The organism is Bacillus sp. CH_48 (genome assembly GCF_038008465.1).
In the GTDB taxonomy this organism is placed as follows: domain Bacteria; phylum Bacillota; class Bacilli; order Bacillales; family Bacillaceae_G; genus Bacillus_A; species Bacillus_A thuringiensis_S.
In genome coordinates this window covers 1954631-1968839 of the sequence record NZ_JBBOZF010000001.1, presented here as the reverse complement: position 1 = coordinate 1968839, position 14209 = coordinate 1954631, and the positions used below count along the sequence as shown (strand labels likewise).

The following is a 14209-nucleotide window of genomic DNA, read 5'->3' as shown; positions in this document are numbered from 1 at the left end:
TTTACTGTTTTCATTGCAAAAATAAAAGTACAAGCAGGAAATATCTTGTACTTTATTTTTTTAAATTTAGTTAGTCTTCGTATCCCACTTAAAGATTTTATTTAAGAATTTATATACATTCTTCGACTCTTTTGTCAGAAGTGGGCCTAAAATGGATAGTATAAGCACGTATAGTGCTGAGAAGGGTTTCAGTACTGACATTAAACCACCGGCGATACCGATATTAGCCATAATGATGGAGAACTCTCCTCGTGAAACGATTGTTAATCCGATATTTGTTGATGCTTTATGAGATAACCCTGCTTGTCTTCCTGCAATCATTCCTGCTACAAAGTTGCCGATTATTGTAAGAAGGACAGCACCTAACGTTAACCATATCGCTCCGCCTAATGAGAACGGATCAATACTTAACCCGAAGCTGAAGAAGAAAATAGCTCCGAAAAAGTCTCTGAATGGAACAACAAGATGTTCAATTCGATCACTATGCTCTGTCTCAGAGAAAACTAATCCTAGAAGAAGTGCCCCAATCGCTTCTGCAACGTGAATTGTTTCTGAAAAACCAGCAATGAAGAATAACGAAGCAAATACTACAATAATAAAGATTTCATCTGAGCTAATATTGAGCAATTTATTTAATAACGGCGTAGCCTTTCTAGCTACTATAAAGAATAGAAGCATATATCCTAAAGCAATTCCAATTGAAGTAAGGGCGCCTAAGAAGGAAGCGTGATCCCCTAGTACTAAACCAGAAACAACTGATAAATATACAGCAAGGAATATATCTTCAAACATAATAATTCCTAAAATTAATTCGGTTTCATTATTACCAGTTCTTCTTAAGTCCACTAACACTTTAGCAACGATAGCGCTAGAAGAAATCGTAATAATACCCGCAATAATTAAGATTTCTAGTAATGGGAATCCCATTATAAATCCGTATAACAAACCAAGTGAAAAGTTAATTAAAATATAAATCGTTCCGCCAATCGCAATAGAGCGTCCAGATTTAATTAGTTTTTTCATTGAAAATTCTAATCCTAGATAGAATAGAAGGAATAGAACCCCAATCCGTCCAAGGAAGGAAATTACACTTGCACTTTCAATAAATTTGAGATCGATAACACCTATTGTCGGTGCATGCGGTCCTACTAACATTCCGAGAACAATTAGAAAAGGAATTACTGAGAATTTAAATTTTCCAGCAATTACCGCTGCAATTGCCACTAAAACTAAAGCTGTACCAACTTCAAAAATTAACGTATCCATCTAGTCAGTCCCCCCTATTTGAAAGTAATTCATTAATGATTTTTTTAATTTCTTCTCTCTCACCTGAAACTACAAGCATATCTCCTTCTTCAATTACTGTTTCTGGTCCTGGATTAAATAGCTTCTTCATGTTCTTCTTCATAACTGCGATTATCGTTACGCTATATGTTTTTCTTATTTCAAGATCGCCAATTGTTTTTCCGATTGCTGGAGCTGTATTCTCCACTTTGAACCACTCAATCGCTAAACCTTCAAAAACCATCTCAACATTTTCTAACGCCCTAGGCTTATATACCATTCCACCTAATATTGCTGCGATTTGCCTTGCCTCTGAGTCACGTAGTGAAATACTTGAGATGCTTTCTTCATGGTCTGAATCAAAATGATACATTTCTCTACGCCCATCATCATGAATGACAATTACCATCTTTTCGTTACCTTTCGTAACGATTTGAAACTTATAACCAATACCCGGAAGTTCACTTTCTCTAATATTCATTTTTAGCTCCTCCATAACTTATTTATTTTAATTTTCTGTTTTTCTGTCTTTTATTCATCCAATCAACTTTAGAAATTCTAACCACTCAGGATATTTGTGATTTGGAAATCTTTTATTGTAATAATAAGTTGCCCCTAAAAAGATACTTAAAGATGTAATGATAAAAAACATATTACTTCTCATTTTCAAACTCTCAAGGCTTAATTTCAATAAAGAATCTTCTTTCAAATTATCCCCACTTTCTCGCTTTAAATTTAGTTTTTTAAAATGTAAATAATTCTAAAAATATTACGATGTAACATAATCATAACACAAAATTGATTTAAGTAACATAATTTTTTAGAAAAATTGATTCTCGTATATTTTTTGCATATAATTTTCTTATTACGAAAAAAAGGAAGTGTATTATATGGTTGATATCTTTAGCAGATTCCTTGAGGTAACGAATAATATTTTATGGTCATATATTCTTATTGCAATGCTAATCGGCTTCGGTCTTTACTTCTCTTTTAAATTAAAATTTGTCCAAATTACTCATTTCAGTGAGATGGTCAGCTTAATTAGTAAAGGGTTTAATCGAAAAGAAAAAAAGAAAGATAGCATCTCTCCATTCCAAGCATTTTGCTTAAGTGCAGCAGCACGTATCGGTATCGGGAACTTAGCCGGTGTAGCACTAGCAATTTCAATGGGTGGACCTGGCGCAATATTTTGGATGTGGTTTATCGCAATTATCGGAGCAGCTACTAGTTTCGTAGAATGTACGCTCGCTCAAATTTATAAAGTAAAAGATGGTAGCAGGTTCCGTGGTGGGCCGGCATATTACATGGAAAAAGGATTAAACAAACGCTGGATGGGTGTTTGGTTCTCACTTCTTATTACAGTTGCGTACGGATTAATTTTCAATTCAGTACAAGCGAATACAGTAACAATAGCGTTTGAAAATGCTTTTGGACTAGAGCGAACAATCGTAGGAGCTCTATTAGCCTTATTAGTTGCAGTCATTATTTTTGGTGGTATTAAGAGCATTTCACGTATTACAGAAATGATTGTTCCGCCAATGGCAATCGTTTATATCGGCGTGGCTATTTTTGTCGTTATTAACAACTTCAATATGTTACCAAGCATTTTCATGGAAATCTTTAACGGTGCATTCGGTTTAGACCAAGCCATCGCTGGTGGTATTGGAGCAGCAATCAAGTTCGGAATTCAGCGCGGTTTATTCGCGACAGAAGCAGGTATGGGTAGCTCTCCTAACGCAGCAGCAACATCAGATGTATCTCACCCTGTAAAACAAGGACTTGTTCAAGCATTAGGTGTTTTCGTAGATACATTCTTAGTATGTACATCAACAGCATTTATCGTATTATGTTCTGGACTTTACAAAGGATCAAATTTAGAAGGTATCGAATTAACACAAAACGCTTTAAGTTCACAAATCGGACCGTGGGCAAGCACTTTCTTAGCGATTATTATTTTCCTATTCGCTTTCAGTTCTCTACTAGGAAACTACTATTATGGTGAAACAAATATTGCATTCATTAAAGAAAGCAAAACATGGTTAATGATTTATCGTGTTGCAGTTGTCGGAATGGTATTCTTCGGATCAATCGCTGCTCTTAAAACAGTTTGGAGTTTAGCTGATTTATTCATGGGACTAATGGTATTCACAAACTTAATTGCCATCTCATTCCTTAGCAAATTTGCTTACGCTGCATTAGTAGACTATTTGAAGCAAAAGAAACAAGGAAAAGATCCAGTTTTCGTTGCAAGCTCTATCCCTGGTTTACAGAATACAGAGTGCTGGGATGGACAGGATGTAGAAGAAAAACAGAAGGTTGTGTAATAAATTAAAAGCAGAAGCGGCTCGTCCAGAATCGCAGGACACTTCAAGCTCTCGACCTTGAAGCGCTTTTTGCTTCGAGTGAGAGAGCGAAATGACCTGAGATTCTAGCCGCTGGAGCTGGACATCGCCTAAAAGCGGAAGTAGCTTGCTCAGAATGTGAGGGGGATGGAGCTTTTGACGTAGAGGCGCTCTTTGCCTCGCAGGAAAAAGCGAAACCACCGAACATTCTAGCTACCGGAGCTGGATATTATATAAAAGCAGAAGCGGCTCGTTCAGAATCGCAGGACATTGGAGCTCTCGACCTTGAAGCGCTTTTTGCTTCGAGCGAGAGAGCGAAATGACCGGAGATTCTAGCCGCCGGAGCTGGACATCATTAAAAGCAGAAGCGGCTCGTTCAGAATCGCAGGGCATTGGAGCTCCTGACGAAGAGGCGCTTTTTGCCTCACAGGAAGGCGCGAAATGACCGACTGTTCTAGTCACCGGAGCTGGATATTATATAAAAGCAGAAGCGGCTCATTTAGAACAAGAGCTATATATCAAACAAAATCCCTATTACCTCACCGTAATAGGGATTTTTATTTACAACAGTTCATAATTTGTTCAAATTAATTTCAGCAAAAGGGTTGTTTTATATCAATTACTAGATTATAATAATTATAAATTAGTAATTGATATAACATAACAACTCAAAAGGAGATTGATCATAATGAACAAACAAGTAATCGAGGTATTAAACAAACAAGTAGCAGACTGGAGCGTTTTATTCACAAAACTTCACAACTTCCATTGGTACGTAAAAGGGCCTCAATTCTTCACATTACACGAGAAATTCGAAGAACTTTACACAGAATCAGCTACTCACATCGATGAAATTGCAGAACGCATTTTAGCAATTGGCGGCAAACCAGTAGCAACAATGAAAGAATACTTAGAACTATCTTCTATTCAAGAAGCAGCATACGGAGAAACTGCAGAAGGGATGGTCGAAGCAATTATGAAAGACTACGAAATGATGCTAGTCGAACTGAAAAAAGGCATGGAAATCGCTCAAGACTCTGACGACGAAATGACATCTGACCTACTACTAGGCATCTACACAGAACTAGAAAAACACGCTTGGATGCTACGCGCGTTCTTGAATCAATAATAGATTTTAAAGCGGAGGTGACTTGCTCAGAACAAGAGGGCATTGGAGCTCCTGACGAAGAGGCGCTTTTTGCCTCACAGGAAGGCGCGAAATGACCGACTGTTCTAGTCACCGGAGCTGGATATCATTAAAAGCAGAAGCGGCTCGCTCAGAACAGGAGGGTGTTGGAACTCCTGATTACGAGGCGCTTTTTGCCTCGAATGAAGGAGTGAAACAACCGACTGTTCTAGCCACTGGAGCTGGATATCATTAAAAGCAGAAGCGGCTCGCTCAGAACAGGAGGGTGTTGGAACTCCTGATTACGAGGCGCTTTTTGCCTCGAATGAAGGAGTGAAACAACCGACTGTTCTAGCCACTGGAGCTGGATATCATTAAAAGCAGAAGCGGCTCGCTCAGAACAGGAGGGTGTTGGAACTCCTGATTACGAGGCGCTTTTTGCCTCGAATGAAGGAGTGAAACAACCGACTGTTCTAGCCGCTGGAGCTGGATATCATTAAAAGCAGAAGCGGCTCGCTCAGAGTCGCAGGACATTGGAGCTCTCGACCTTGAAGCGCTTTTTGCTTCGAGCGAGAGAGCGAAATGACCGGAGATTCTAGCCGCTGGAGCTGGATATCGTTAAAAGCAGAAGCGGCTCGCTCAGAATCGCAGGACATTGGAGCTCTCGACCTTGAAGCGCTTTTTGCTTCGAGCGAGAGAGCGAAATGACCGGAGATTCTAGCCGCTGGAGCTGGATATCGTTAAAAGCGGAAGTAGCTCTCTCAGAATGTGAGGAAAAAGCGAAGACACCAAACATTCTAGCTACCGGCGCTGGATAATAAAATTAAAGCAGAAGCGGCTCGTTCAGAGTCGCTTTTTTTATGTAGTGGTTGCACTTAACGGTACACGAAATTATATCAACGATTTTTCAAATATATCGATCATTACCCTTAATATATCAACGATTTTTTCATTATATCGATCATTACCCTCAATATATCAACGATTCGACAAGGGATATCAATTTACCGACAAATCACGACAATATTAACACACAACTCGCCCCCACTTTTATCACTATATTACAATCCTTTTTATGTTAAAATATAGGAAACACCCTTTAGTATCATAGATCCAAAAGGCTTTTCCAAATTCATCATTTACTACTTAAATGACGGGAGTGGTTCAGTTGAAAGACTACTTAATTAGAGCGTTTTTTGCGTTAATAACAGTTGGGATTCTCTTACTTATAGCTAATATTTTCAATATACGTGTCGAGGTTAAGGACTATGCTTTCCTCGTTGTCGTAGCAATTGGTGGCGGCTGGGGTGGCTGGTACCTGTATAAAAAACAAAGCAATCAAAATGATAAAGGCATTCCAAAGTAATATGGAATGCCTCTTTTATTGCCTTCTGTAATAAATAATGAAATTCAGACCACTAATACAACCAATCGCAATAAACATACAAAACGATTGTGGATCTCCACCTAGATTATACTCATCAACGATAAATCCGGACATAAACAACGTTATCGCGGAAACACCGATACACAATACCGAGATAAACCAAAGCGAAAATTCATTAATCAACTCTTTCTTCTGTCTCAAAACAATTAGCATAACAAGAATAGATGCTGCTAAAATACTTTTAAAAACCGGACGTAAATATACGAACTCCTCCATCTATTTCTCCTTTCCCCAAAACATTACATCTAAACATTAACATATTTAACCAAATTAAAAACACATGCCATCTTAAATTAAAACGACATGTGTTTCCGTATTTGCTATGATAGTTGCTTCCACTTCGTTCCCAAAACAGGACGCTCATAATTTTGGATTGCATGAATTAGTTTATCTGCCGTCTCAGCTGAAACGATCAATTCTTTATTTGATGGATTCATAAATCCTTCTTCAGCTGAACGTTCAACCATTTGTAAAATTGGTCCGTAAAAGCCTTTTATGTTCAATAAACCAACCGGCTTATTATGTATACCAATTTGTGACCAACATACTACTTCAAATAGCTCTTCAAACGTTCCGTATCCGCCTGGTAATGCAATAAAAGCATCCGCAAGCTCTGCCATTTTCGCTTTACGTTCATGCATCGTCTCTACTTCAATTAATTCTGTTAGCCCTGTATGAACAATTTCTCCTCGGAATAGACCGCGTGGCATAACACCTGTTACACGTCCGCCTAAGCGAAGAACTTCGTTTGCCACTTCTCCCATTAATCCAACGCAAGAACCACCGTATACAAGCTCATAATCGTTCTCAACAAACATTTTTCCTAACGCTATTGCCTGCTCTTTAAATTCTGGTCTCTCCCCTAAATTAGAACCTGCAAACACACAAATCTTTCTCATTCCTACACCCCGAAACTATATATTGTTATGATACAATGAATATTGTACAACATATTGAAGGGATGAGGAAGAAATGGATATCGTCGCATTTCAAAGATGGGTGGAGGAATTTTACGAAAAACGAAGCTGGTCACAGTATAATTCCTTTATTCGCTTAAATTTCTTAACAGAGGAAGTTGGAGAAGTTTCACGCGTTGTTCGTGCAATCGAAATTGGCCGTGATCGTCCTGACGAAAAAGTGAAAACAGAAGAAGAACTAAAACAAGAGTTAAAAGAAGAACTTGGTGATGTACTATCTAATCTTATTATTCTTTCACAAAAATATGATTTAGATTTACAAGACATTATGGAGGCACACGTCACAAAGCTTTCGAAAAGGTTCGAAGTATCCAAATGAGAATATTATCAATTATGGTATAATGTTCTTGTCACAATACTAAGGGGGATTTTATGTTATCTAAAAAATTGCACGACGCATTAAACGATCAAATGAACTTTGAATTTTACTCTGCCCACGCCTATATGGCAATGGCTGCTTACTGTACAGCTGAGAGCTATGATGGATTCGCTAACTTTTTCCTTGTACAAGCTGAAGAAGAACGTTTCCACGCAATGAAGCTTTACAACTACATTAATGACCGTGGTGAGCGTGCTATTATTACTGGATTTGATAATCCAAATAACGAATATGAATCTGTATTGAACGCTTTTGAAGTGGCACTTGAGCACGAGCGTGAAGTAACGAAGCGTATTTATAACTTATCTGATATCGCTTGGGATGAGCGTGAACACGCAACAATTACATTTTTAAAATGGTTCGTCGATGAGCAAGTAGAAGAAGAAGCTTCATTTGATAGCATCATCCAAAAACTAAAACGTATTACAAGTGATTCAAACGCACTATTTATGCTAGATGCTGAATTAGAGAAACGTACATTTACACCTCCAGCTCAATAATATTTCAATCACCTTAATACATGTATTAAGGTGATTTTTTATTTGCTCTCTATCTTAAAATCACCTTAAATTTCCTCATATTTGACATAGCGCCAGCTATAAAATGGTATTATTTTCAATATAAAAACAATATACGAGGAGAGAAAAAATGAATCAACGTGTAGAAGCTGTCGATGCAATTCGTGGTTTCGCTTTGTTTGGCATTTTACTAGTCAATATGACATTAATTCAATTTGGGTTCTTCACCAGTGAAAAACCCACTTATCTATTCGGCAATCTTGATAAAGGCGCTAATTGGTTTATTCAATTTTTCGGCACACACAATTTTATATCCCTATTTTCTTTTCTATTTGGGCTTAGCATTATTTTGTTACAAAAAAGTATTATCGCAAAAGGAAAAAAATTCTTCCCTACATACATAAGACGTATTATCATTCTTTTACTACTTGGCTACATTCACGGCACTTTTGTTTGGGAGGGAGATATTTTATTTGCATACGGAGTTATCGGGATTTTCTTAATGATGTTCATCAATCGAAAACCGAAAACTTTGCTCATTTGGGCGATTATTCTACTCGCACTTATTACACTTATGTCCTATCAAACTGATCCATCTACAAATATAAATGATTTCGCACCTTATACTGAAAAAGAACATAAAGTCCATCAAACCGGAGGCTATATGGATCACGTCAACTTTAGATTGACTGAAAATCCTTTTGATTACATGGGAATTGACGGTGCATTCGGATTATTTTTCATATCAGTTTTCGCAATAATTTTTATGTCTCCACTGTTCCTACTCGGAATGTATGTAGGGAAAAAAGGCTGGCTATTTGAGGTCAATAAACATATACCTGCTGTCAAAAAAATATGGTTTGCCACCGGTCTCTTCTCTTTTACAATTAAAATCTTAGCTATGTTCGTAAAGCATCCGATTTTAATTATGTTACAAGATGGCCTTACACCAGTAACTATGACCTTCTTTTACGGAAGTACGATTATTTTATTATTCCATTACAAAAAAGCATCTCGTCTACTAACATACATGGCGAACATGGGAAAAATGTCCGTTAGTAATTACTTAGCACAATCTATTATTGCAACAACTATTTTTTACGCATATGGATTTGGCCTATACGGTAAAATCGGTTATTTCTTCGGTATTCTTGTAACCATCGGAATTTATACGATTCAATTATTCGTTAGCACCTATTGGCTCCAGAAATACCGGATGGGTCCAGTGGAATATGTGTGGAGACTGGGAACTTATTTAGAGAAACCACGTTTTAAAAGAGATTTGGATAAAGCAAGTTAAACAAAAAAGCAATGAGCTTACGCTCATTGCTTTTCTTAATTTATTAAAGCATAACCCCAACGATAATCGCTGATAATATACTTACTAACGTTGCACCGTATACAAGTTTTAAACCGAATGATGATACAACGTTTGCTTGTTTGCCATCGATACTCTTCGTTGCACCTGCGATAATTCCGATAGATGAGAAGTTCGCAAATGATACAAGGAAGATAGATAAAATACCTACTGTACGAGCTGATAAATCGCCAGCTACTTTTCCAAGGTCAAGCATTGCAACGAATTCGTTCGTCACTAATTTTGTTGCCATAATTTGTCCTGCTTGTAGCATCTCTGATGTTGGAATACCCATTACGAATGCTAATGGTGAGAAAATGTATCCTAAAATGCTTTGGAATGTGATTCCGAAAATTGAATCGAATACACCGTTAATTGCTGTAATTAATGCTACGAAACCGATTAACATCGCCGCTACTGTTACAGCGATAGAGAAACCAAGCATAATATATTCGCCTAACATTTCAAAGAATGTTTGTTTCTTGTCTTCTTGTAATTCTAAAATATCGTCTTCTTCTTTTACTTCATATGGATTAATGATATGAACGATAATGAATCCACTGAATAAGTTTAATACAAGTGCTGTTACTACATATTTTGGATCAATCATTTTCATATAAGAACCGACGATTGACATCGATACTGTAGACATTGAAGATGCACAAAGTGTGTATAAACGATTTTTCGGTAATTTGCTTAGTTGATCTTTTACTGTAATGAATACTTCCCCTTGACCAACGATTGCAGCCGCTACCGCATTATATGATTCTAGTTTTCCTAAACCGTTAACTTTACTTAATAGGAAACCGACTGCACGAATGATAATCGGTAAAACTTTAATATGTTGCAGGATCCCGATTAATACTGCTAAGAAAATAATCGGTAATAATACTGTTAAGAAGAATGGTGCTTGTCCATCGTTTGCTAGACCACCAAATACGAAGTTAACCCCAGCTTCCGCAAATTTTAAAATAGAACCAAATCCATCTGCGATCCCTTTTACTAATACAAATCCGACCTTTGTATTTAGTAAGAAATACGCAAGTACCAATTGAATGACAAGCATAAGTGCAATTGGTTTATATTTAATTTTCTTACGATCTGAACTGATAAGGAAACCTAGTACAAACACTACAAGTAAACCGACTAGAAACATTACTATTTTCATATGTGAATCCCCCACTTCTCCCACGAGTTATTGGTCGTATAACGTATAACGAATGACGTCTGACCATTGTTGTTAAAAAAATTTAAAACCCCTAAAAACTATTCAACTGTCATCTAAAATCAGTAAGCGTTTACATAAATTGCAATTTATAAAAGGTAGCTTCTTCTCTCCTACCATACTTGAAAGTCTGAAATTGATACCACCTACAAATCAAATTGTAAGCGTTATCTAGGTGAAATGCAATATAAATTTTAAAAGATTTTTATATGTTAATATATTCCTAATTAATTGGTTTTTTCATGCAAATTTACCATAAAAAAATAGCCCTAGCTATGAGCTAGAGCCATCCTTTTTTTACCCCGCTTTAACGGGCAGTAAGACCCCCATCTCAACATTCAGCGAAAACAAAGAAGTTAGATGGTTGATTAACTGCCCATAAAAGCCCGATTGGTGAGGGCTGATAATCAGCGGGGGATAAAGCTCCCCCCACTAATTAAAGTTTCACTTTATAACATAACACCAACGATAATCGCTGATAAAATACTTACTAATGTCGCACCGTACACAAGGCGTAGGCCGAATGATGATACAACATTTGATTGATTTTCATCGATACCTTTCGTTGCACCTGCGATAATTCCGATAGATGAGAAGTTCGCAAATGATACAAGGAATACAGAAAGAATACCAACTGTACGAGCCGATAAATCACCAGCTACTTTTCCAAGATCAAGCATCGCAACAAACTCGTTTGATACTAATTTTGTTGCCATAATTTGTCCCGCTGTTACCATTTCTGCTTGCGGGATGCCCATTACGAATGCTAATGGTGAGAAAATATATCCTAAAATAGCTTGGAATGTAATACCGAACATTGAATCAAACAAGCTATTGATTGCTGTAATTAATGCTACGAAACCAAGTAACATTGCCGCTACTGTGATCGCGATTGTGAAACCAAGCATAATATATTCGCTTAGCATTTCAAAGAATGATTGTTTCTTCTTATTTTCTAATTTCAGTGTATCTTCTTCTTCTGTAATATCGTACGGGTTAATAATATGAATGATAATGAAACCACTAAATAAATTTAATACAAGTGCTGTTACTACATATTTTGGTTCAATCATTTTCATATAAGAACCAACAATTGACATCGATACTGTCGACATAGAAGATGCACATAATGTATATAAACGATGTTTTGGGATTTTACTTAATTGATCTTTTACTGTAATAAATACTTCTGCTTGTCCAACAATGGCAGCTGCTACTGCGTTATATGATTCTAGTTTTCCTAGACCATTTACTTTACTTAACAACGTACCAATAGCACGAATAAATATTGGTAAAATTTTAAAGTGTTGCAGAATTCCGATTAAAACCGCAAAGAATACGATTGGTAATAGCGCTGTTAAGAAGAATGAAACCTCTCCTTTATTAACAAGACCACCAAATACGAAAACGATTCCAGCTTCCGCATATCCAAGAAGTGCGCCAAATCCATCTGAAATTCCTTTTACTAAAATATAACCAACTTGCGTATTTAATAAGAAATAAGATAATACTAGCTGAATAATAAGCATAATTGCGATTGGTTTATACTTAATCTTCTTTCGATCGGCACTTATAAGAAAACCGAGTACAAATACAACGAGTAATCCTACAAGGAACATAACAAACTTCATTAATAAAATCCTCCATTTAACTCTTCATTAACGTTGAACGTCTGACCATTCGAAACAAGAAATAATCCGAACTTTCCATTTCTCCTCCAAAACCTTCAATCGGATAGGAAAGATCATAAAACCTCTTATTTCAAAGGCATTTTCCATTCTAACATAAATCATAATTCATATCCGCATTTTTCTTAAAAAAATACGTTTTATTATGAAACATTCATGAATGTTCGTCTTTTTCATTATAAAGCGAAACTTTAATGAACGGGAGTTTCACTTCACACAAATAGCTGAACCAACAAAAAATGAGCATCAAGTTTCACTTGATGCTCACCTCATTATACTGCTTTTTCTTTATCAGCTACCTCTGGCTTATCCCAACACTCTGTATTGTTCAAACCTGGAATAGACTCCGCATAAAAGACTGGATCTTTCCCTTGTTTCTTTTGCTTAATATAATCTGATAACGCTGCGAAAGCGTACTTAGAAAGGAATACAATTGCTACTAAGTTAATAACAGCCATAATTCCCATAAATAAATCTGCTAAATCCCAAACGATTTGAATTGTCGCCACGGACCCTAGCATAACCATACCAAGTACAGCAATGCGGTATGCATTTAATAGCACTTTACTTCCATTTAAGAACTCAATATTCGTTTCACCATAGTAGTAGTTACCTACTAATGAACTGAATGCAAACAAGAAGATTGCAACTGCTACAAATATAGAAGCCCATGGACCGATATGTTGACTTAACGCCTGCTGCGTTAATTGAATTCCATTTAAATCAGCTGCATTATGCACATCTGATAAAAGAATAATAAATGCTGTACAACTACAAATTAATAATGTATCTGTAAATACCCCTAAAGTTTGAATGAAACCTTGTTTAACTGGGTGCGTTACGTTTGCAGTCGCTGCTGCGTTCGGCGCACTACCCATACCTGCTTCATTTGAGAATAATCCACGTTTTACCCCTAATAAAATCGCAGCTCCTAATCCTCCACCTACTACTTCTTTAATTCCGAAAGCATGTAAGAAAATTTCTTTAAATACATATGGAATTGCCGTAATGTTTGTTACAACAACGAATAATGCCACTGCTACATAAATAATTGCCATTACTGGAACAATCATTTCAACCGCGCGAGCAATTCGTTTTACTCCGCCGAAAATAATAACTGCAAGTAAACCAGCCATAACAAGACCTACTAATCTACTATCTGTTTTGAACGCCCCATCAAAGGCAGCCGCTACAGTATTAGACTGTACAGCGTTAAAAATCAATCCGAAACTTACTGTTATTAGAACAGAGAACACAACACCTAACCAGCGTTTCTTTAAACCCTTTTCCATATAATACGCTGGGCCCCCACGGAATGCATTCCCATCTTTTACTTTATAAATTTGCGCTAATGTGCTCTCTACAAATGCAGAAGCACCCCCAATTACCGCGATTAACCACATCCAAAATACTGCTCCTGGACCACCTGCTGAGATTGCAATAGCTACACCAGCTAAGTTACCAGTACCTACACGAGAAGCTGTACTCATACAAAACGCTTGAAATGATGATACGCCGCTCTTCTCTTTTTGCGCTTTTCTCGTTTTCGAGCTTGCTCCATCCCCAAGCAAACGAATCATTTCACCGAAGTAACGAACTTGGACAAATTTCACACGAAATGAAAAATAGAGCCCTAACCCAATTAACATCGCAATAATGACATATGACCAAAGGATATTATTTACATCCCCAATTACCCTAGCTAAAAAATCCATATTTGCATTGCCCCCTCTTCCTAACAATAAGAAAATTATATTCTAAAAACTTTAAGTAATCAAGAACTTTATGTAAGGTTTTATAACATGAATATGTTAATAAAATTAACATACGTGTTTTTTTTACATAAAAATATAGCCATTACATACA

The 14209-nt window shown here is 36.8% G+C and carries 14 protein-coding genes; 7 read left to right on the top strand and 7 right to left on the bottom strand.

Annotated elements, in window-relative coordinates; translation table 11 throughout:
* Positions 1–66 precede the first annotated feature (66 nt).
* A complete protein-coding gene (locus tag N2V92_RS09645) occupies positions 67–1266 on the bottom strand; it encodes a cation:proton antiporter (RefSeq protein WP_000380223.1) in 1200 nt (399 codons plus the stop codon).
* Between the two features lie 4 nt (positions 1267–1270).
* Positions 1271–1765 carry a cation:proton antiporter regulatory subunit gene (locus N2V92_RS09640; protein ID WP_001026075.1) on the bottom strand — a complete coding sequence of 165 codons (495 nt, stop codon included), beginning with the start codon at positions 1763–1765 and terminating at the stop codon, positions 1271–1273.
* 409 nt (positions 1766–2174) lie between these two features.
* Here N2V92_RS09640 and N2V92_RS09635 point away from each other — a divergent pair, with 409 nt between their 5' ends.
* The 4 genes from N2V92_RS09635 (at position 2175) to N2V92_RS09620 (ending at position 6118) form a co-directional block, all read left to right on the top strand.
* Positions 2175–3608, top strand: a complete 1434-nt coding sequence (locus tag N2V92_RS09635; RefSeq protein WP_000227588.1) for an alanine/glycine:cation symporter family protein — start codon at positions 2175–2177, stop codon at positions 3606–3608.
* 706 nt (positions 3609–4314) lie between these two features.
* A complete protein-coding gene (locus N2V92_RS09630; RefSeq protein WP_001041895.1) occupies positions 4315–4755 on the top strand; it encodes a Dps family protein in 441 nt (146 codons plus the stop codon).
* Positions 4756–4846: 91 nt separating this feature from the next.
* Positions 4847–5008, top strand: a complete 162-nt coding sequence (locus N2V92_RS09625) for a hypothetical protein (RefSeq protein WP_015670564.1) — start codon at positions 4847–4849, stop codon at positions 5006–5008.
* A 912-nt stretch (positions 5009–5920) separates the two neighbouring features.
* Complete coding sequence (locus N2V92_RS09620; RefSeq protein WP_000656312.1) at positions 5921–6118, top strand: hypothetical protein; 198 nt, start codon at positions 5921–5923, stop codon at positions 6116–6118.
* Positions 6119–6133: 15 nt separating this feature from the next.
* Here the strand turns inward: N2V92_RS09620 and N2V92_RS09615 are convergent, their stop codons facing one another.
* Together N2V92_RS09615 and N2V92_RS09610 are read right to left on the bottom strand one after the other, a co-directional pair.
* A complete protein-coding gene (locus N2V92_RS09615; protein WP_000390910.1) occupies positions 6134–6415 on the bottom strand; it encodes a hypothetical protein in 282 nt (93 codons plus the stop codon).
* 104 nt (positions 6416–6519) lie between these two features.
* On the bottom strand, positions 6520–7098 hold the full coding sequence (locus N2V92_RS09610) for an LOG family protein (RefSeq protein WP_033669073.1): 579 nt from the start codon (positions 7096–7098) through the stop codon (positions 6520–6522).
* Positions 7099–7171: 73 nt separating this feature from the next.
* On the opposite strand from N2V92_RS09610, the gene N2V92_RS09605 reads away from it, so the two are divergent.
* The 3 genes from N2V92_RS09605 to N2V92_RS09595 all read left to right on the top strand — a co-directional run bounded on the left by N2V92_RS09605 (position 7172) and on the right by N2V92_RS09595 (position 9373).
* Positions 7172–7495, top strand: a complete 324-nt coding sequence (locus tag N2V92_RS09605) for a MazG nucleotide pyrophosphohydrolase domain-containing protein (RefSeq protein WP_000355764.1) — start codon at positions 7172–7174, stop codon at positions 7493–7495.
* Positions 7496–7548: 53 nt separating this feature from the next.
* Positions 7549–8055, top strand: coding sequence for a ferritin (locus N2V92_RS09600; RefSeq protein WP_000949393.1), 507 nt, complete (start codon positions 7549–7551; stop codon positions 8053–8055).
* A 148-nt stretch (positions 8056–8203) separates the two neighbouring features.
* Positions 8204–9373: a DUF418 domain-containing protein gene (locus N2V92_RS09595; protein ID WP_042596448.1), complete on the top strand. Its 1170-nt coding sequence runs from the start codon at positions 8204–8206 to the stop codon at positions 9371–9373.
* Positions 9374–9416: 43 nt separating this feature from the next.
* Here N2V92_RS09595 and N2V92_RS09590 read toward each other — a convergent pair whose 3' ends face one another.
* The 3 genes from N2V92_RS09590 to N2V92_RS09580 form a co-directional block, all read right to left on the bottom strand.
* Entirely contained in the window at positions 9417–10598 is a 1182-nt protein-coding gene (locus N2V92_RS09590; protein ID WP_000706853.1) for a NupC/NupG family nucleoside CNT transporter, read from the bottom strand.
* 506 nt (positions 10599–11104) lie between these two features.
* Entirely contained in the window at positions 11105–12286 is a 1182-nt protein-coding gene (locus N2V92_RS09585) for a NupC/NupG family nucleoside CNT transporter (RefSeq protein WP_000673845.1), read from the bottom strand.
* A 329-nt stretch (positions 12287–12615) separates the two neighbouring features.
* Complete coding sequence (locus N2V92_RS09580) at positions 12616–14058, bottom strand: alanine/glycine:cation symporter family protein (protein ID WP_000346410.1); 1443 nt, start codon at positions 14056–14058, stop codon at positions 12616–12618.
* Positions 14059–14209 lie beyond the last annotated feature (151 nt).